Origin of the sequence: uncultured Bacteroides sp., from assembly GCF_910586915.1 — a bacterium.
Classification (GTDB): Bacteria; Bacteroidota; Bacteroidia; order Bacteroidales; family Bacteroidaceae; genus Bacteroides.
In genome coordinates, this window is the sequence record NZ_CAJULN010000005.1 from 113,560 (window position 1) to 133,044 (window position 19,485).

The 19,485-nt window shown below is 45.0% G+C and carries 16 protein-coding genes; 4 read left to right on the top strand and 12 right to left on the bottom strand.

The features are described 5' to 3' along the window. The gene (locus tag QZ331_RS03775; protein WP_294628204.1) at positions 1 to 3,132 is read right to left on the bottom strand and encodes a SusC/RagA family TonB-linked outer membrane protein; all 3,132 of its coding nucleotides are present in this window, start codon (positions 3,130 to 3,132) and stop codon (positions 1 to 3) included. A 252-nt stretch (positions 3,133 to 3,384) separates the two neighbouring features. Here QZ331_RS03775 and QZ331_RS03780 point away from each other — a divergent pair, with 252 nt between their 5' ends. Both QZ331_RS03780 and QZ331_RS03785 read left to right on the top strand, forming a co-directional pair. Then, positions 3,385 to 4,500, top strand: coding sequence for a heparan-alpha-glucosaminide N-acetyltransferase domain-containing protein (locus tag QZ331_RS03780; RefSeq protein ID WP_294628206.1), 1,116 nt, complete (start codon positions 3,385 to 3,387; stop codon positions 4,498 to 4,500). Continuing rightward, positions 4,497 to 5,345 carry an ATPase gene (locus tag QZ331_RS03785; protein WP_294628208.1) on the top strand — a complete coding sequence of 283 codons (849 nt, stop codon included), beginning with the start codon at positions 4,497 to 4,499 and terminating at the stop codon, positions 5,343 to 5,345. The genes QZ331_RS03780 and QZ331_RS03785 overlap by 4 nt, the downstream gene beginning before the upstream one ends. A 342-nt stretch (positions 5,346 to 5,687) precedes the next feature. Here QZ331_RS03785 and QZ331_RS03790 read toward each other — a convergent pair whose 3' ends face one another. The 9 genes from QZ331_RS03790 to QZ331_RS03830 all read right to left on the bottom strand — a co-directional run bounded on the left by QZ331_RS03790 (position 5,688) and on the right by QZ331_RS03830 (position 14,287). Continuing rightward, on the bottom strand, positions 5,688 to 6,566 hold the full coding sequence (locus QZ331_RS03790; protein WP_294628210.1) for a DUF1573 domain-containing protein: 879 nt from the start codon (positions 6,564 to 6,566) through the stop codon (positions 5,688 to 5,690). Then, positions 6,566 to 7,735, bottom strand: coding sequence for a 6-bladed beta-propeller (locus tag QZ331_RS03795; RefSeq protein WP_294628212.1), 1,170 nt, complete (start codon positions 7,733 to 7,735; stop codon positions 6,566 to 6,568). Before QZ331_RS03795 ends, QZ331_RS03790 begins: the two co-directional genes overlap by 1 nt. A gap of 60 nt (positions 7,736 to 7,795) precedes the next feature. Beyond that, positions 7,796 to 8,092, bottom strand: coding sequence for an NVEALA domain-containing protein (locus QZ331_RS03800; RefSeq protein ID WP_294628214.1), 297 nt, complete (start codon positions 8,090 to 8,092; stop codon positions 7,796 to 7,798). A gap of 206 nt (positions 8,093 to 8,298) precedes the next feature. Then, positions 8,299 to 9,381, bottom strand: a complete 1,083-nt coding sequence (locus QZ331_RS03805) for a BF3164 family lipoprotein (RefSeq protein ID WP_294628216.1) — start codon at positions 9,379 to 9,381, stop codon at positions 8,299 to 8,301. Beyond that, positions 9,350 to 9,574 carry an NVEALA domain-containing protein gene (locus QZ331_RS03810; protein ID WP_294628218.1) on the bottom strand — a complete coding sequence of 75 codons (225 nt, stop codon included), beginning with the start codon at positions 9,572 to 9,574 and terminating at the stop codon, positions 9,350 to 9,352. Before QZ331_RS03810 ends, QZ331_RS03805 begins: the two co-directional genes overlap by 32 nt. 169 nt (positions 9,575 to 9,743) lie before the next feature. Continuing rightward, positions 9,744 to 10,784 (bottom strand): hypothetical protein, encoded by a 1,041-nt coding sequence (locus QZ331_RS03815; RefSeq protein WP_294628220.1) that lies wholly within the window; start codon positions 10,782 to 10,784, stop codon positions 9,744 to 9,746. 134 nt (positions 10,785 to 10,918) lie between these two features. Then, positions 10,919 to 12,187 carry a hypothetical protein gene (locus QZ331_RS03820; protein ID WP_294628222.1) on the bottom strand — a complete coding sequence of 423 codons (1,269 nt, stop codon included), beginning with the start codon at positions 12,185 to 12,187 and terminating at the stop codon, positions 10,919 to 10,921. Positions 12,188 to 12,199: 12 nt separating this feature from the next. Next, positions 12,200 to 12,958 (bottom strand): hypothetical protein, encoded by a 759-nt coding sequence (locus tag QZ331_RS03825; RefSeq protein WP_294628224.1) that lies wholly within the window; start codon positions 12,956 to 12,958, stop codon positions 12,200 to 12,202. 111 nt (positions 12,959 to 13,069) lie between these two features. After that, the gene (locus QZ331_RS03830; RefSeq protein ID WP_294628225.1) at positions 13,070 to 14,287 is read right to left on the bottom strand and encodes an FAD-dependent oxidoreductase; all 1,218 of its coding nucleotides are present in this window, start codon (positions 14,285 to 14,287) and stop codon (positions 13,070 to 13,072) included. Between the two features lie 198 nt (positions 14,288 to 14,485). On the opposite strand from QZ331_RS03830, the gene QZ331_RS03835 reads away from it, so the two are divergent. After that, entirely contained in the window at positions 14,486 to 15,520 is a 1,035-nt protein-coding gene (locus QZ331_RS03835; RefSeq protein ID WP_294628227.1) for a YrzE family protein, read from the top strand. A gap of 162 nt (positions 15,521 to 15,682) precedes the next feature. On the opposite strand, the gene QZ331_RS03840 is transcribed toward QZ331_RS03835, so the two are convergent. Next, positions 15,683 to 16,123: a hypothetical protein gene (locus QZ331_RS03840; protein WP_294628229.1), complete on the bottom strand. Its 441-nt coding sequence runs from the start codon at positions 16,121 to 16,123 to the stop codon at positions 15,683 to 15,685. A 142-nt stretch (positions 16,124 to 16,265) separates the two neighbouring features. On the opposite strand from QZ331_RS03840, the gene QZ331_RS03845 reads away from it, so the two are divergent. Then, positions 16,266 to 18,395: a cation:proton antiporter gene (locus tag QZ331_RS03845; RefSeq protein ID WP_294628231.1), complete on the top strand. Its 2,130-nt coding sequence runs from the start codon at positions 16,266 to 16,268 to the stop codon at positions 18,393 to 18,395. Between the two features lie 218 nt (positions 18,396 to 18,613). Here QZ331_RS03845 and QZ331_RS03850 read toward each other — a convergent pair. Further along, positions 18,614 to 19,485: MATE family efflux transporter (locus QZ331_RS03850; protein ID WP_294628233.1), on the bottom strand; the 872-nt coding region annotated here is incomplete at its 5' end.

Here is a 19,485-nt window from a genome sequence, read left to right on the forward strand (position 1 = left end):
TTAAAAACGTAAGCCCAAAGAAGCGGATACGCTTCTGGAGAAAGGATAATCGAGTCCTCGTTCTTCCTTGACGGTAGACAGGCGGAAGATATTGTTGGTATAAATACGGAATGTCACCGATGACAGCCCTGCCTTTTTTATCCAATCGGAAGTAGTATCTTCGTATCCCAATGATATACTCGTACACTGCAACGTATTTTCGTCGGCAATGAAACGGGAAGAGATTTTCGTCTCCGACGTATCATCAATCCGCTTAAACTGGGCCACATCTCCCGGTTTCTGCCAACGGTCGTGCAAGGCGCGCTTGTCCTGATTGTAACGTACGGCAACATTGTTAATATTCTCAACCTTATTCAGCAGCGTTTGCAAAACAGTCTGTCCACCCAAGCGGTAAGCAAAGTTCACGCCCAGCGAGAAACCTTTGTAGCGTACGGTAGTTCCGAGGTTTCCCTGAATTTTGGGGGTCGAATCGCCGCATTCCACCTCTTCTGCCGAATCCCACTTGTAAGTGTACGTTCCGTCCTTCTTCTGGAACACTTCATTTCCGTTCATCGGGTCGATACCCATCGAACGGATTGCCCACAAGGCGGTGGCACTGGCTCCGTCGTAATACCGAATCAAAGTCTGTCCGGCACGTCCTTCCTGATTCAGTTTCTCCAACAGGTCGCCTATATTATAATAGGTAGTGGTAGTATGCAGCAGATTGGCGGTCACTTTCCACAACAGTTCACGTTGGCGGATGATGTCGTATCCGAGGGTCATGGAGACATTGTTGTTTTTGGTTGCTCCGATATTCATCGGGATAAAAGAAGTTCCGGTAGAGGTCGGCTGCTCCACGTTAATCAGTTCAGGGTCGGATTTGCGCAATGTGTAGTCGAGCGCCACGGCCAGCCGCCTGTCGAACAAGGTGGCGTTCAAACCGATGTTGTGTGTCTGCGTACGCTTCCACTTCAGGTTCTTGTTTCCCCATTTGCTGGCTATGGCAGCCAGTCCGAACGGATTGGGATATTTGGTATAATAGGTATATACGTTATTTGCCAGTTTGGCATCCACGTTCTGATTGCCGGGATTACCGAACGTATAGCGCAGACGTAGCGTATTTACCAGTTTCGACTGACGGCAGAACTTCTCGTTATGAATGTTCCAAGCCACACCCAACGAATAGGTCGTAGAGAAAGGATTATTCACTCCAAACACCGAAGCTCCGTCCGAACGCACATTGAAATCGAACAAATAACGCATATCATACGCATAGTTACCATTCAGATAGAAACTGGCAGAACGCGCTTTAGCAACCGAAGAGCTTGGCTTTCCGCCGTCGGGATAGGAATTGGAGAAATTCGGATTATAGAAATTATCACTGATATACCCTTGCGTCAGGTATGCGCCCATCGTGGTGTTGTTTTCGGAAAGCTGCGCACCGCCTACAAAGTTGTACGTATGCACGCCAATAGCGTCTCCGTAGCTGGCAAGCAGACTTCCGTCATAGTTCGTACTGTTGTTGTCGGAGCGCGAGAAAGTACCTCTTTTCAATTCCTCAACATTCGTAAAGGAGGAGTCAAAAGGCGATTTGAACACTTCCGTCTTTCCGCGTGTGGTCGTGAATCCGAATTTACCAACAATACGCATCTTGTCGAAGGGACGGAACTCGACATTGAAATTATTATTCAACGTCAACTGGTCGCCTCTATTAAAACTTTTCTGCTGGAAATTCCACAACGGGTTGTAAGCATACTCCGTTCCTCCCAATACCTGATAGCTTTCGAGCACTTTGTACACCTCGCCGTTTTCATCGTACTTCGCATAATAAGGATTGGCACTGGAGAATTCGGAGAATGGCACAACGTTATTGTCCGTTTTCGTATAGTAGATATTCGTCTGATTCGAAAAGTTAAAACGGTCGATACGATAGCCTAAGTTCACCGTTCCGTCGATATTCTGCCGGCCGGAATTCTTCATTACGCCCTCCGCATTTTTATAACGCAACGTCAGCCCGTAGCGAAAAGCGGCATCACCGCCTTCGGCATTCAAACTATGGTCGTGCACAAAAGCCGTACGCAGAGGTTCGCTCATCCAGTACGAATCCAATCCGCCTACCACGTTGCGATAGCGCGAATAGTAGAGTGCGCGGTTGGCGTCCATCAGTATTTCCCCGTTCTCGTCGAGCGCTCCGTATCGTCCCGACAATTTCTCGAACTCCAGTTTCTCGGCAGCATTCATCAGGTTGTAGTCACTCAAATCCGCCCAGCTCACCTGGTAATTTCCATTGTATGTGAAACGCAGTCTTCCCGCTTCGGGTTTCTTCGTTTCCACCACCACAACTCCGTTGGCAGCTTTCGAACCGTAGATGGCGGCAGAAGCGGCATCTTTCAGAATGGTGATGCTTTCCACCCTGTCCATGCTCAAGTCGGAAATTCTCTCCAGCGTTGTTTCAAAACCATCCAGGATGAAAAGCGGCCGGTCGGGGTCGGTTCCGTACGTGTCCGACAGACCGTTGATACTTGTTTTTCCGTTGATGCTGATGTCCAGCATACTATTCGGGTCGGCTCCGGCCAAGTTGTTTTCAGTAATCACGAACGAGGGGTCCAACGCACTCAAACTCTGAAGGATGTTCTGATTGCTTACCGCTTTCAGTTCCTCTGCCTTGTAAGTAGAAGCAGAACCGGTAAAACTATCCATCTTCCGGGTATAAATACCGGTCACCACCGTCTCGCCCAACTGCTGCGCGTCCGGCAACATACGCACCGTCACCGATTTTCCTTCGTGCACACGCACTTCCTGAGATGCCATACCGATGTAAGAGAATACCAGTACATTCTTGCCTTCGGGAAGAGCTATCTGGAAATGACCATTCTCGTTGGTAGTAACCCCTATGCTCTTATCGCCTTTCAAGGTCACATTCACACCTGCCAACGGCAAATCGTCTTCATCGATTACAATACCTTTATACACCGTGCGTTGCGGAGAACGAGCCGTTTCTTTCCCTCCTGTCACCGTTTGCTGGGCATAAACAGCATTTGTCGCGACACTACCTAACAAAATGAAAACCAAGCAGAAGTATTTCGCCCTCTTTCCTAACGACAGAAAAAGCGAGCACTTCACTCTTGTCAATACAGGTCTATCTACATTCATAACATATAATAATTACATTTAAATACCACAAAAATACACACATATTTTAATTTACAAAAGAAATGCATAAAAAAGTTTATCATAAACGGGAAAAATAAACATATTAACAGCAAGCAAGCGCACATAACTGTACAAATGTCATTTTCCTTTCTTTCCTTCATATCCGCCTCCAACCGATTTTTTTCCGAAAACAATCCTATTTTATTTTAATATTATATTACTTTTGTTTTTAACATCTAAAAAACAACAACTATGAATGCAACAAGCAACAAACGCCTGCTGGCACTCGATGTAATGCGGGGACTCACCATCGCAGGTATGATTTTAGTGAACACTCCGGGCACTTGGGGATATGTATATGCCCCTCTCCGGCACGCACAATGGAACGGACTTACTCCCGCAGACTTGATTTTTCCCTTTTTCATGTTTATCATGGGAATTTCGACCTACATCTCGCTCGGAAAGTACAATTACACATTCGGTACTCCCGCCGCTCTCAAGATTGTCAAAAGAACCGGTCTTATTTTCCTTATCGGAGTGGCGGTGAATTGTCTTTTTCAGTATTGTTATGGCAACGGAGCGTTTGCGGTCGGTGAAATACGGATTTTGGGAGTGTTGCAACGCCTGGCGCTTTGCTACGGTGCTTCCGCTTTGATTGCGCTGCTTGTCAGGCACAAGTACATCCCTTATGTGATTGTTGCGTTATTGGCCGGTTATTTTGCAATCCTTATCACCGGCAATGGTTTTGCCTGCGATGAAACGAGCATCCTTTCCATTGCCGACCGTTTTGTATTGGGAGCCGCCCATATGTATCAGGGACATCCCATCGACCCGGAAGGGTTGCTCAGCACCGTTCCTTCGGTTGCTCATGTGCTGATAGGGTTCTGTGTGGGCAAACTGCTGATGGAGACGAAAGACATCCACGTCAAACTCGAACGCCTTTTTCTGATAGGCACTGTTCTTACTTTTGTTGGTTTTCTGCTGAGTTACGGATGTCCGATTAACAAGAAGGTGTGGTCACCCACGTTTGTTGTGGTCACTTGCGGGTTGGGGTCCAGCCTGTTGGCTTTGCTGGTTTGGATAATCGACATCAAAGGACACAAGAGATGGGGCCGTTTCTTTGAGGTTTTCGGAGTGAATCCGCTTTTTATTTATGTGCTCGCCGATGTGCTTGCCATTCTGCTATGGGTTATCACGGTGCCCTACCAGGAAGAAACCGTTGCTTTCCAGCGGGCTTTCTATGCCGGCGTGCTCCAACCCGTTTTCGGCAATGAAGGGGGCTCGCTTGCCTATGCGGTTTTGTTCGTGCTGATGAACTGGGCGATAGGATACATCTTGTATAAAAAGAAAATATACATCAAGCTATGATACTGATTGCCGACAGTGGTTCGACCAAGACCGACTGGTGTGTCGTGGAACACGGCACACCAGTCCGACGAATCAATACGAAGGGGCTCAACCCTTTTTTTCAGACAGAAGAGGAGATGGGACGTGAACTGACACATGAGCTTCTGCCTCGGCTACCGGAAGGTACGGTTGATTCGGTCTGCTTCTACGGTGCGGGATGCACACCCGAGAAAGTTCCCGTTGTGCGGCAGGCCATTGCAGGCAGCCTGCCCGTGGCGGGCGATGTCACGGTCTGTTCGGATATGTTGGGCGCTGCCCGCAGTCTGTGCGGACGCGAAGCGGGTATTGTGGGCATTCTCGGCACCGGTTCCAACTCCTGCTTTTACGACGGAAAAGCGATTGCAGGCAACGTTCCGCCATTGGGTTTTATTTTGGGCGACGAAGGAAGCGGCGCCGTATTGGGGAAATTATTAATAGGCGATATGCTGAAAAACCAACTCCCGCCTGCCTTGAAGGAGGCGTTTCTCAGCCAATTCGGACTGACCGTTCCCGAAATCATCGAGCGGGTTTACCGCCGTCCTTTCCCCAACCGCTTTTTAGCAAGTTTCTCTTCTTTCATCGCACAACATATCGAAGAGCCGTGCCTTCGCCGGTTGGTGCTCGGCAGTTTCATAGCCTTTCTGCAACGAAACGTGATGCAGTACGATTACCACCGTTATCCGGCGCATTTTATCGGCTCGGTAGCCCACTGCTACAGGGAGATATTGCAGGAAGCCGCACGGGAAACGGGTGTGACTGTCGGCACGATTCAGCAAAGCCCGATGGAGGGATTAATACGTTATTATACCGTTCAGCCTATCGGTTAGCGGGGAATTGCCTAAGATTTAATTTTCCGTTGCCTACGGACTAACGGTCAGAATGCATAAATTTATTCGTCTGACTATAGTTGAACTTGCGTCTGACTGTAGTGTTTCTTTCGTCTGACTATAGTCAGACGAAACGGTCACTATAGTCAGACGAATAAATTTTAGTAAGAAAACCGACAGACATTCGCATGGCAGCCGACAGTTCATCGCAGGAAAAAAATTAGTTTTATATAAGGCTTATGCGTGCGTACGCTTGACCATGTATTTTTCTTGTTGGATAACAAATTCCTTGCAAAAACACTTATCAATATATCCCTAATATTCAAATTCGGATGCTTATATTCATTTTGCATTTCCACTAATATGCAATTTAAATGGAGCACTTTCTGCATTGCAATAGACTGTTATCGTTTTATTGAAATGTTCAGGTTGTTCTGCTTTATATTTTATTTTCAAAATGATATTTTCACCCGGTAAAATTGGTTTCTTGGTATAATCGACTTTAGTACACCCACAAGAAGTAATTACATCATTTATCACTAATGGAAATTTCCCTACATTTGAAATTACAAATTCAGCCTCTCTCTCCTTCTCCCAAGAAAAATCTCCTAAATCGACTTTATCTGTAGATAAAGAAACAACGGTTAAGACTTTTTTATCGACAGATGACGCAACTGTTTTCCCTGAAATTATATTAATATACAACTCTTTTACTGCGGGTCTAAGCACAGGATTTCCAATTGCTATGATTTTATCATTTTTATCTAAAAGAAATGTAGTAAAATTCTCCTCATTCAGAAAATCATTCATCTTATTTAAAGTATCCTTTTCGTCAATGTAAACAAAATGATTAAATTGATTATTTCTTAAATGTTTAATCAGTTTCCTTTTTCCTTTTGGATTAAAAACCATTAAACAATTCACTCTGTTTGGATATAGAGAATCCAATTCTTCCATCATCGCTTTCCATCTTGGTAATTGCAACCTACAACTGAAACAACCTATTGTATCAACATAGTTCAATATAGTATAAGAGGAATGTTCTCTTACATACTTTGTCATTACAGTATCACTTGTATAAGACGTTAAACATATACTATCAGGAAATTGAATAGTCTTCCCATTCCATTCATTAACCAAACGGGCTATCCTATCTTGTTCTGACTCTTTACAAGAGAATAACAATATAGCAATAAATATCAAACTAACTAAACGTTTCATTATTTCAAATAGTATTTCAAGATTACAGGATTATCATCTTCTTTCAATGCTTCCATTTTATGAATTTCTTCAGATGACATAAGATTGCGGTCTACAACTTTATGAACTATATCAGGATCACAAATTGAAAGCAAAACATTGTCTACCATGCCAAAGCAAGGATACATAATAAAAGGTTCTCCTTCTTTACATAAATAACCTTCCTTTTGTTTTCGGTTATAAATATAATGACTACCAAAACCTTTACCAGTTTTCACCAAATAGACATATACATAATCGTTATTAAAAAATTTGAGCAATGGTAATATATTCTCCGACTTTTTCAAGAATTGATATCTTTCAGTCGCATCCTGCGTAATTCTTCTTCTCTCCTCATCAGAATCTGTTCGTTTCCCATGACCGCATCCGAGCAATCCTTCCGGTTTGACTTCCGCATCCCCAAAGTCAAGATACATCATCGGTTCTAACTTTTTGTTTTCTTTATCTATCCGATAAAAATAATAGTTCAATCCAAAAGGTACATAGTAAAATTCATCATCAATATGATAAAAACAATGATTAGACATATTATTTCCGGAAATAGTCCCTTCATAATTTGCATTTACTACTTGTTTCGTATCCAAATTAACGAATGAAAGTTCCTGATCAGTCCAGACAAAAGGATGGTTAAAAATATAATTGTCTGAATCTAAAGCCATCGAATAATCTACTGGAAATTCCGGTTTAAATTGCCTTTTGGATATAAGTTCAAATGTCGGACTATAAGTATATATTGTTCCGTATGGATTTAACAGATCAATACCTTTCAAATATGGATTAAAACTTATATCTAAAACCATAATGTAATCTTTAGGTCCTTGTCCTTTCATTCTTTTTGAATTGCCAATATATCGCCCCTTTCCTGTAAAAGTATAAACAATCTGATTGCTGGTATAAATTGCGAACATATCAGTATCTTTATCATAAATAACTTTGTTGGTTCTATAAAATAAAGACGAATCATTCGTTTCAAGAGGAACAAGTTCTATTTTCTCCAAGAAAGATGAAGCATCCCGTATAGTCTCATGTACATCAACCGGTATTATTTCAATTTCTTCCGATAGTTTTTTATGACTATCAGTACAAGCATAAGCAACAAACAATAAAATTATTATACTTATTTTTCTCATTATACTTATTTTTTAATATTAGAGGTTGTATTATACCACAACCTCTAAACAAATAAAACATCAATCACAAGGCGTCAAACATGAGTCATATATACTTCCACTGAATCTACAATCATCATAATGAATAAACCATCCCATAGAACATTCCTTATACACATGCCAACATCTACCAGGAGAATCATTTTTAAATTGATTACAAGTAATTTCAACGTCAGGAAGTTCATATCTCGCCAATGCCTCAACATTTGCCAGAACTAAAGCAGACATTCTCATATTACTCTGCGAAGTATATATATTATATCCCGCAACAACAGCAATAGCAACAATGGCTATAAGCCCCATTATTTTCTTTTTCATTTTGTAGTTTTTTAATTTGTACTTTTTCGTTTTTCTTCTGTATCTATCATTTCAACAGAACAGCAATAGTTTGCTACATTAATTTTTTCTTCTTATGTTTGTGTCAAAATCTGTTTAAAGGTTTGGGAGCAGATGATATGTAAGCAAATCCGACAAAATAAACAAACTCATCATTCTGCTCCTTTAAATCAAATTAATTATCTCATTCAACCAAAGCTAAACTTTAGTATTGGCTGATCATTATTTACATCTGTCGCCATTATCGTTTTAGTAGCTTCATCCACAAAAATACCATATATATAATGGTCAAGCACATATTTACATAACGGTTCTCCTTTCAAACTAAATACATAAATGTACTTTCCTCCGTCGGGAAGGCGTCCTTGTTGTCTTGCTATCTCTTTGAAGGAGGTTCCATGAAACACTGCATAAATGGCACTATCAGTTACTTGCACATCGCTGAATCCCATAATACCTGTTGGTATACCATATCCTCCGGAAACTTTGAATTCAGGTTCGTTGTGCCCACCAATACGAACAACATGAGTACTGTCTTTTAAATTATAAACTTCAACCACTTCTCCCAACTGAGTAACAACAGCCAAAATACTATTACGAGGATTATAATCTAAAAAGCTACGCCATGCCTGTGCTAATGCCGGACGGGATTCTTGTAAGGCTTTCTCATTTGTTGTTGGTATAGCTCCTATTTTCTCTATGAGCTTACCCTCACAACTAACCTTCAAAAAACGGCTCTCACCTGAATAGTCAGGAATGACAAATGTCGTATCATTATATATGACAAAATCAAGCGGTCGAAGTATATCTTCATCCAATGTTACCGCTTCCTCACGAAGCAGTGAATCACCGGATGAAGAAAAATCTAACCTGGTTAATTCGCTTTTGTTAGCATCCAAAGTCCATAATTCATGGTTATACAAACGGAAGTTTTCCATTGACAACATTTCCATTGGAGAATCACCTCTTCTGCCAAAAGAAGATAGATACCGAAAACTTGGGTATTGAAATAGATGCCCATAATGTTCGGAACCATGTAAATCCATCACAATGGCCTTATCGCCTTCTATCCGTATCCGAAAAGGATAACGGAACAAGGCGGTATCAAGCTCTATTACTTCTCCTTTCAGTTCTTTTTCTTGTGGGAATCCAGAATAGAATAATACATCTTTTACATATTCTTGATGCTTATGGTCACAAGAGATAAACAAGAAAAAAGGAAGAAACAGGAGACTTACATTATTCTTCAAGACTATATCCGGTAGCAACATATTCTACTTTAACTTTTGCAATCGGGCAATCCACAGAACCACTGCCCCAACAATTAGTAGGCACATTTTGCTCGCCAGCCGCCAAAGCTTCAATATTATCCAATAATAAGGTATTTACTCGAGGCTTTTTTAATGAGTAATTTACAGAAAGAACCGCCATTATCAGCACAGAAAAGAATAATAATTTTTTCATATATACTATAGTTTTATTGATTAATTAAACGAAAGTAGGCAATTGGATTACAACCGCCAATAAATCAATCTATCCATTTCTATCTAACCGAATCTATCTACCGTATATACTATTATAAAGACAAGGCTTTCATTCAAAAAAGTCCCATTTCATCGGGAATTATAGCTTCTTATCGGTTCCTTCTAATTTGTAATTGATATCCAATATTTTCATATCTTTGAATCTCAATAGATGGAACATTTTCAAAAACTCTTCGCAAACGACTTATTGCATTATGAAGTCTCGGAACATTATTTGATTTATCTGACCAAAATATTTTCTTGATTTCTTCGTCTTTCAATATGTAATCTGGAACTTCTAAAAAACGTCTTAATAAAATAGCTGTTTGTGGTGGTAGCTGAATTTCCTCTTTACCAAATATAAGTTTTCTCAAGTCTGCATCAAACATAATATCTTGGTCCATATGATAGATATGAACAGAGGTAGGAGCAACAATGTTCTTTTGCCATCTCTTTCTAAAAAATATCATTATATTAATAACAACTGCACACAGCCAATAAATAAAACCATAAACAAAGCCTCTTACACCCACAAGAGTAAAAAATGAAAAATAGAAAAAACCTTTTGCTTCAACCTCGCAACGATAACCTACCGTAATATCGAATGCCGGTATATAATTTTCATGTAAAAAAGAGTCAGGGTATACACGATCTGTAATGTTTTCATCTTTATCGGATACCAAAAGCTGCAACACAAAAGTGCCAGACAAACTTTGCTGTTTCAAATGCAATTGCCACTTTTCATATAAAGAGTCCACTACTAAAGGATACTTAGCTAAATAAGCAGTATGTAACAAACGTAATCGCGGATCGGATGTTATATTTTTACGATTTTTTTCTTTATCCAAGCAGTATCCACGTCTTCCGCTTTCATCTGTTATATAAACCATATCAGGATATTCCTCTAATTCCTGTTTCCTATCACTTGTATAAAGATAACCATCAAAAGGATTTTCTTGTAAATGTTGCAAAAAAACTGCTTTAAAAACACTTTCCACTCTTTCACTGAACATTTTTTTTCTATCACCATAATAGAATTGTCCTATAATGAAAAATAATAATATCTCCCCTAAAAATATTATTAACAAAAAGTGCATCTTTTGTCTATCTTTAAATATAATTGTATCACTTAGTTTCGTTATCAATTTCATAGTATGACTTAATTTATCTGTTTGAAAAGAACAAAGATAGCATTGATTGTAAAAATTGGCAGACAATTTTCAGTTATATCAGAAATAATCTTTCCAACCAAAGAAATTAGTTTTTAAGATTCAGTATTGGGGAGCTACCGCACCTTCCACCCGCCGAAAAGTGTTTTCTTAAAGCAAGCCTTGTTGCGCTCCGCCTCTTCCGAATCGTAGGCTATTGCACGGTCGAAGTACTCTATCGCCTGCGGTATGTCCTGCTGCGTCCCCCGTCCGAAGCCATAGGCAACGCCGAGCGCGTTGAGCACCGCGGCATCCAAAGGTTCCCAAACCTCTTCGAGCATACCGTTTTCCTCTATCTCCGAAAGAAAGCCGAAGGCGGTGGCATCGTCCTGGAAAGTACCCCAGCCGTTCTGATAGCAAATGGCAAGTTCGGCGGCAGGCTGCCAGGAGTCTTCCTCGTCCATGTTGCGATAAGCTTTATTGAGCCATACCACTGCTTTGGCATAATCGCGCGCAACATTGCCACGTCCTTGAAAATAGAAGTCGCCCACACGGAACTGCGCCTTGGCGTGGCCTGCTTCAGCCGCCAGCAGGTAATGGGCGAAGGCTTTATCCAAGTCCTGACTGACGCCGTAGCCTGTGGCATGGCATACCGCCACGTTGTAGGCAGACTGTACATCGCCATACTCCACTGCTAAGGAGTAATATTGGAAAGCGCCTTCCGCATCGTCATACTCGTCTTCCAGCAGTTTGCCGTAATCATTGCAGGCAAGCGGGTTGCCCGCATCGGCAAGCTGTTGGAGGCAGTTTTCATACGCATCATCGCCGAGGTCTGCCAATTCCGACTCACAAATGGTACGATAGTTGCCCAAAGCGGCAGACAGCCCGTTGTCGAGCGAGTTTTCGTAATACTCCGCCGCTATGGGGTAAGCGAAGGCGTAGTACTCCTCTTCGGTGTCGTATTTGTTGCTCTCTTCGTCGCCGTAAATAACAAGGTAGTCGCCATAGAAAAAGACGTTGCCCACCATGTATTGGCTAAAGGCATCGCCCTCCTGTGCCCGTTGCTTCACTATCGTAAAGGCTTCCTCGAGCGAAGCGAAAGGCATCGTTTTGCGGAGTGCGGGAGAAAGGTTACCGGTGCGCAAGGCACACAACACGCCGTCGGCACTGCCCAGACGCACGCTCTCCTTTATCAGCCGCGACGCCTGTTCCTCGTCGACGGGAAATCCTGCGCCGCACCATACATATTCTTCGCCCGAATAACATCGGCCGAGATAGCAGCAGGCGTCTGCATCACCCTGTTCCACTGCCCGGCAGAGAAGTTCGTAGCCTTCCCACATTTGTTCCTTATCGTAGCTTTTCCATATCTTGTCGATGGCAACGGCTACCGTTTCACTGTGTTTCATTGTCAGTTATTGTTATATTTCCGTTATGTCTGTCCATTCGTCCGTCAGGCGAGGCAGTTCTCGTTTATGGTAGTAGTTATATAGCCAGTAACGTACACGACCGTCGTAGGAAGTCTGTGTGGTAAACACCACCCGGCGCCCCGCTTCATCATTGCCTCCCATCTCGACGATATAAGCCGCTTTCGTTCCGCGCACTTCCAGATAATCGTCGCCAGCATCGGGTCTTTGCAGCAGCAGGGAAGAGGATTTGCCGGCGTCGAGTTCTTCAAGAGCTGCCAAAACATCGTCGTAACCGATGTATCTGAACTCATCGTTGTCGACATACAGCCAACAGGGTTCGTCGTCGGAAGCCACCGGCGCGAAGTATCCTTTCTCCCAGTCTTCGATTTCGGGAATTTCAAGTCTTGTGAAGTAGTTGCAGAGCATCCGGACAATAACGTCGGCAGGGTAATCGTTGCTCACGTATCTTGTCAGCCCGCCGGCGGCAGCGAAATATACGGCAACCTGCGGATGGGTACCCGGTATCGCCTTGCACGATATCCCCGAACAGTCGCCGTAAGGGGTGGTCACGGTGCGGCAGTTGCTAAGCCATAGGTCGCCGTATTCGTCCAACCTGCCCACGGCACGCCGAATCTCTTCTTCGGAGACACGCGATGTCTGTTCGCGCCCTTCCGACCAGTTGAGTACAAACTGCATGGGCTGCGGTGGCTCACTCCTTTCCGCTTTCCGCTCCTTTCCCGAAAACAGTTGTCTGAAGAATGAAAGGCTCATTGTATATGCTTCTATATTTTATTCAGACAAAAGTAAAGAGTTATTTTCAGAGTATATTCAAATTTCGCTTTAAAAATTTAGCGGTTATCCGTTATATAGCGCGCAGTCCGGTCATTTGGCAAATCTTTCATAGCCGAAGACTTCGCTGCGCGCGTCCTCTATGCCTCGGAGTTGGTTACAGATAATCTGTGCGCCAATCACGCTGAATGTTATCCCGTTGCCGCCATAACCCAAATCGAAAAACATCCGCTTCTTTCCCTGCCATGTGCCGATGAAAGGCAGCCCGTCTTTGGTGGTGCTGAACGTGCCGCACCACGCCATCTCGGTTTTGAAGGGAATGTGCGGAAACAATTTCCTGAACTTCTTCTCAAGTATGCGGGTTTTCTTTCTAAGCAAAGCATCACGGCGTTCGGGGTCGCTGAACTTCTCGTCCTCACCGCCTACGATGATTCGGTTGCCGCCGGTAGTGCGAATGTACAAATAGGGGTCGGCAGTTTCCCAAATCAGGCAATGGTCAGGCCAAAGCTCGTCGGTAGCTACCGGATGCGATACCAATGCGTAAGTGGATGTCAGGTCCATGATTTCGCGCGGAAGGAACTGGCCGGCTTCAAATCCTGCCGCCACAACTACATATTTGCACTTTATCCGATGACCCCGGTCGGTTTCTACGACGTATCCACGCGGCTTCTCCACACACTCCTTGACGCCTGTGTGGGTAAACACTTCCAGCCCGTCGTGCTTCATGTGGTGAAGCAGGAGTCCGGTGGCTGCCTTGTAAGCATCGATTTGTGCCGACACTTCATTCAACAGCCCGCAGCCCGGCACTTCCAGCCGGTAGCGCTGCTTTATCTCCTCTTTCTTGAGCAGGCTGACAGGCAACTTGTGCTTCTTGCGCATCTCATATTCTTCCTTCACCAGTTTCACATCCTTGAGGGTGCTGGCATAAAAAAGGCTCGGCACCCGCTCGAAACAGCCATCCACGCCCGTCGACCGCAATATCGCTTCAAGGTCGGAAATGGATTGCAGGCAGGCACGGTAGGCACACACCGCCTTCTCCTCTCCTATCATTTCGGACATCCGGCAAAGGGGAACGTCTATCTCGTATTGCAACAAAGCGGTGCTCGCCGACGAACTGCCCGTAGCAATGCTGCGCTTATCGACAACACAACATTTCAACCCGGCACTGCACAGTTCGTGTGCCATCAACGCGCCGGTTATCCCGGCACCTATCACTACGATATCCGTAGCGTAATCTTCTTCCAACGGATGATAATAATCCAATAACGAATTTTTTACCGCCCAATAGGGCAAGCCTGAATGTAAGTCCATATATATGCTCGATTTTAAATGATTGACATGGGTAATGCTCTCACCTGAAACAACAGCACATGAAAAAAGATGGTTCGGGGAATATTTGTTTTTTTAACGCAACAATCCGATGTCGCCGCCGCTTTTATCAAACAAAAAGCCTTCGACGCTGTTTTTCTTTCTGAAGTATGATATAATATTAACTTAAAACCTTAGTTTATGAGAAAATTTAATTTGGCTGACCTCAAGGACAGGATATCCTGGGGCAGCGTTTTCGGTGGTGTAATGACCGTTTTGGCGATATCCGTATTACTGTCGCTTCTCAATTCGAGCATCGGGCTGTTTATGTTCGACCCGCTCGCCGCGCATCCGGCATCGGGCATCGGCACTGCGGTAGGCATCGGTTCTGCCGTCATACTGATTGCGAGCATGGCGGCAGGCGGATTCGTGGCTGGTAAACTTGCAGGCATGGACGGAGTGATTCACGGCTTTTTAGTGTGGGCAACCACGCTGATTGTGGCGGCTATATTGGGTATCTTCTTAGCTGTGGGCGCGGCAAAGGTGACCGCCAACGCTTTGGGAGCCGTTTCGTCGGTGACGGGCAACGTGGTGTCGGGAGCCGGAAGCATGGTAGGCAACGGCGTTTCGGCCTTGTCGGAGCAAGCGGAAGAATTGTTCGGGAAGATTGATTTCAACGGTGGGTTGAAAGATGAGAACATCCCGCAAAATATCCGCACGGCGCTTGTCAAAAGTAATGTGAAGGAGTTACAACCCGACTATCTGAACAAACAATTGGAAGAGGTGAAGGATGACTTGGGCAAATCGGTGAAGGAGATTATTGCTGCTCCGCAGGAAGCGGACGAGGCCATCAACGGTTTCCTCAACCGCCTGAAACAGCGCACGGAAACCCTCAGCCGTAAGATTGACCGCAACGACTTGTCGAAAGCGATAGCCAACAACACCAATATGTCGAAAGCGGAAGCAGACAAGGCGGTAAACGAATATTTGAATATGATAGACAACGCACGTACGGAAGCGGGCAAACAGATAGATAAGTTGGAAGCCAACCTGCAAAAAGCCGCACAGGAATGGAAAGAGGTGAAACATAAAGCATTGGTAGCTGCCGACAAGGCGACGGATGCTGCCGCACGTTCGGCTCTGATTTCGTTCTTCGCTCTCTTGGCAGGAGCCGTTTTGTGCTGTGCAGCCGGTGCTTATGGCAGCAGGAAGACACAGGAAAGAGTGGATATCTGATTGATTAGGGGGAATGTATCCTAACTGATTCTCGCCAAAAATGAACGCAGATTAGCACAGATTATTCAACTTGACTATCAACTATTCAAAAAGAAATCTGTGCAAATCTGCGTAATTTGTAGGGAGTCTTGACACGCTGCCCGATGCAACGGTTTAGCCCTGTCATTTCTGTGTATAAATCAGCTTTCCCCGTTGGCTAATCGTCCACACGCCGTCAATGAAACGTACATTCTTCGTATCATCGTCTTCCACATTCCAGGCATAACCATTCGACGGTGAGCCATGTCTCTCCAATATCTCGTTTGCCTGGCCATTGGAGAAGAAAAGCTCGGCACGCGTGGAGTCGGGACTGAAAACAATGATGGCAGCCGTATTTCCGTCGGCCGCTTCCGTGCGGATACCTTTTTCAAACAAACGGATGCAGTCTTTCTGCACCTCACACCACACATATCCGGCCGAACCGATACATCCATGTTCGTCACGGTCGCCGCCCAACACTGTCACCTGCTGATTGCGGGTGTTCTTTTCCGCTTTCGTTCCCGACATACAACCTGCCACAACACATAAAGTTCCCAATGCTAATAATGCTGTTTTTGTCTTCATAAAAATTCGGTTTTGTTTTTAAATGATGCAAAGATATTATTTATATAACAAAAAATAAAAACAATATTTTATCGTCAATCGTTTTCTTAAAAATAAAATTTTAAGTTATTTTGCACACCAAATCTCACGAAATCATTAAATTATGGATTGGCTTGGCCTCGATTTAACACTCCCTATCACCGACCCTACATGGATATTCCTCCTTGTACTTCTCATCATATTGTTTGCCCCTATCCTGTTGAACAAACTACGCATCCCTCACATTATCGGCATGATTCTGGCAGGACTCGCCGTCGGCGAGCATGGCTTCAACATCCTGGCACGCGACAGCAGCTTCGAACTCTTCGGGAAGGTAGGACTATACTACATCATGTTCCTCGCCGGGCTTGAAATGAACATGGGCGACTTCAAAGAGACACGCAGCAAAGCCCTGGTATTAGGAGTACTTGCCTTTCTCGTGCCCATCGGAATCGGGTTCGTGGCCAATGTATCTTATCTGAAGTACGGCGTAATCACCTCCATATTGCTTGCCAGTATGTATGCTTCCCATACGTTGGTGGCTTATCCCATCGTCACACGTTTCGGGGTGTCGCGCCACCGCAGCGTAAGCATTGCAGTAGGCGGAACGGCAGTGACGGACACGCTCACCCTGTTGGTGCTGGCCGTCATAGGCGGCCTGTTCAAAGGAGAGACCGACGGATTCTTCTGGGTATGGCTGGTGGTAAAGGTCGTCTTCCTGGGCGGACTTATCATCTATTTCTTCCCACGCATCGGGCGCTGGTTCTTCCGCCGATACAATGACAACGTGATGCAGTTTATTTTCGTCCTTGCAATGGTGTTTCTCGGGGCAGGGCTGATGGAGTTTGTAGGCATGGAGGGCATTTTAGGAGCTTTTCTCGCCGGACTGGTGCTGAACAGGCTCATTCCGCACGTCTCTCCGCTGATGAATCACTTAGAGTTTGTCGGCAACGCGCTCTTCATCCCTTACTTTCTCATCGGGGTAGGGATGCTGATTAACCTGCGCGTCATCTTCGGGCACGGAGATGCGCTGAAGGTAGCCGCCGTAATGATTGCAATGGCACTGACGGGCAAGTGGATTGCCTGCTGGCTCACGCAGAAGATATACAGAATGTCGGTGCTCGAACGAAACATGATGTACGGTTTGAGCAATGCACAGGCGGCAGCTACGCTGGCGGCGGTATTGGTGGGCTACAATATTATCCTACCCAACGGCGAACGTCTGCTGAATGACGATGTACTGAACGGAACAGTTCTCCTGATTTTGGTTACGTGCGTAGTCAGTTCGCTGATAACCGAACGGGCGGCAAAAAAACTTGCCACGGATGATTCGGAGCCGGGCAAAGATGCGCTGACCGACAGCGAAAAGATTTTAGTGGCGCTCGCCAATCCGAATACGATTGAAGCGATGATGGAACTGTCTTTAGTAATGCGCGACACGAAACTTAAGGACAACCTGTTAGCACTGAACGTAATCAACGAGAACAGCAGTTCCGACAACCTGCGCCTGAGAAGCAGACGCTACTTGGAGAAAGCCGTCCTAACAACGACAGCCGCCAACGTATCGCTGAAACAACTGACCCGCTATGATATGAACATCGCTTCGGGTATCATCCATTCTGCCAAAGAGAACGAAGTGACGAGTATCATCACCGGACTGCACCACAAGGCCAACTTTGCCGATTCGTATTTCGGAATGCTTGCCGGCAACTTATTAAAGGGCTTGAACTGCGAGATTATGATTGCCAAACTCCTGATGCCGGTCAATACCGTAAAGCGGATTGTTATCGCCGTTCCGCCCAAAGCGGAGTATGAGTCGGGGTTTCCGCGATGGATGGAGCACTTCTGCCGTATGGGAAGCACGCTCGGCTGCCGCGTGCATTTCTTTGCCAACGAAGAGACAACCGCACGCCTGCAAGCATGGATAAAGAAAAGACACAAACAGGTATTGACGGATTTCTCGCTTTTGGAGGACTGGAACGATTTGCTGGTACTGACCGGACAGGTGAGTTACGACCATCTGCTGGTAGTTGTCAGCGCGCGTCCCGGTACGCTTTCGTACGACAGCTCGTTCGAGAAACTGCCGAGACAACTTGGCAAATACTTCGCCAACAATAGTTTGATTGTCCTGTATCCCAACCAGTCGGGAGAACCGTTGGACAGTTCTTTCTTCTCTAAGTTATATACCGACACGCAAACGCAGCATTATGAAAAAGTAGGCAGATGGATTTATAAGTGGTTCAGGAAGAATTGACAGTGAAAGCCGTTTCCGATGATTAAGAGCATAGCATTGAGTTTCAATTTCGTTTCCTTTGTGTGAAACTAAAGTTCCATACCGATAGAAACTAAAGTTTCACCGGGAAGAAACTTCAGTTCCATCAGTATGGGAACTAAAGTTTCAAAGGGTGGAAACCAAAGTTTCAAGCAATGGAAACTTTGGTGTCAAGCCTTGACAACCGGAGTACCTCCGGTTTATATCGCGTCACTCTGCCCCTTAACAGCTCCCAATATCTTAGGAAACCGCCAGAAGAACAACAGCGTGCAGCATACCGCCGCCGTCGCATCGGATATCGCCTCAGCCGCATACACTCCCGCAACACCCATGAAACGGGGTAACATCAACGCTAACGGAATCAAGAGAATCACTTTGCGCAACAAGGCGATGAAGATGGAAATCCGTGCCTGCCCCAATGCTACGAACATATTCTGGCAGGCACGCTGCAATCCGAAAATAGTCATACCGCCCAAGAATAAGGGCATCGTCCATCGGACGGTATCAATCAGCCTTGCGTCGCTCGTAAAAGCGGAGGCGACTGCCGAGGGGAATATAATCATGAGAAGCATCAACAGAAGATTGAAAGAGAACATGGTAATCAATACAATGCGGAAGCAGTCTTTGACGCGCTGCTTGTCACCGTGGCCGTAATTATAGCTTACTATGGGCACAAAACCTTGTGCAAAGCCTGCCAACGGGACGCTGGCAAACTGCATCGCGCTTTGCAGGATGGTAAGTGCACTCACATAGATATCGCCAAATTCCTTCAAACTGCCATTGAGCACAAAGCCCACCAGGCTCTCCGTGCTTGCCATGATGAATGGCGAAGCTCCCAACGATAGGACGGCAAGCACTACTCTCCGGTCCGGCTTCATGTGACGTTTCTCCAAAGGCAAGGAGGCGCGCCTGGAGAAAAGAAAAGCCAATACCCACGCCGCACTGCAAGCCTGCGAGAGCACCGTTGCCAAAGCGGCGCCCTTCACTCCCATACCGAATCCGAAGATGAACACAGGGTCGAGAACAATGTTAAGCACCGCACCGATAAGCACCGAACACATCGCGATGGCAG

Bases quoted from the DNA above. Each gene is read 5' to 3' on its own strand.
- QZ331_RS03785 (WP_294628208.1), top strand. From the start codon at position 4,497: ATGATACTGATTGCCGACAGTGGTTCGACCAAGACCGACTGGTGTGTC.
- QZ331_RS03780 (WP_294628206.1), top strand. From the start codon at position 3,385: ATGAATGCAACAAGCAACAAACGCCTGCTGGCACTCGATGTAATGCGG.
- QZ331_RS03800 (WP_294628214.1), bottom strand. From the start codon at position 8,092: ATGAAAAAGAAAATAATGGGGCTTATAGCCATTGTTGCTATTGCTGTT.
- QZ331_RS03815 (WP_294628220.1), bottom strand. From the start codon at position 10,784: ATGAAATTGATAACGAAACTAAGTGATACAATTATATTTAAAGATAGA.
- QZ331_RS03845 (WP_294628231.1), top strand. From the start codon at position 16,266: ATGGATTGGCTTGGCCTCGATTTAACACTCCCTATCACCGACCCTACA.
- QZ331_RS03775 (WP_294628204.1), bottom strand. From the start codon at position 3,132: ATGAATGTAGATAGACCTGTATTGACAAGAGTGAAGTGCTCGCTTTTT.
- QZ331_RS03810 (WP_294628218.1), bottom strand. From the start codon at position 9,574: ATGAAAAAATTATTATTCTTTTCTGTGCTGATAATGGCGGTTCTTTCT.
- QZ331_RS03835 (WP_294628227.1), top strand. From the start codon at position 14,486: ATGAGAAAATTTAATTTGGCTGACCTCAAGGACAGGATATCCTGGGGC.
- QZ331_RS03820 (WP_294628222.1), bottom strand. From the start codon at position 12,187: ATGAAACACAGTGAAACGGTAGCCGTTGCCATCGACAAGATATGGAAA.
- QZ331_RS03830 (WP_294628225.1), bottom strand. From the start codon at position 14,287: ATGGACTTACATTCAGGCTTGCCCTATTGGGCGGTAAAAAATTCGTTA.
- QZ331_RS03840 (WP_294628229.1), bottom strand. From the start codon at position 16,123: ATGAAGACAAAAACAGCATTATTAGCATTGGGAACTTTATGTGTTGTG.
- QZ331_RS03795 (WP_294628212.1), bottom strand. From the start codon at position 7,735: ATGAGAAAAATAAGTATAATAATTTTATTGTTTGTTGCTTATGCTTGT.
- QZ331_RS03805 (WP_294628216.1), bottom strand. From the start codon at position 9,381: ATGTTGCTACCGGATATAGTCTTGAAGAATAATGTAAGTCTCCTGTTT.
- QZ331_RS03825 (WP_294628224.1), bottom strand. From the start codon at position 12,958: ATGAGCCTTTCATTCTTCAGACAACTGTTTTCGGGAAAGGAGCGGAAA.
- QZ331_RS03790 (WP_294628210.1), bottom strand. From the start codon at position 6,566: ATGAAACGTTTAGTTAGTTTGATATTTATTGCTATATTGTTATTCTCT.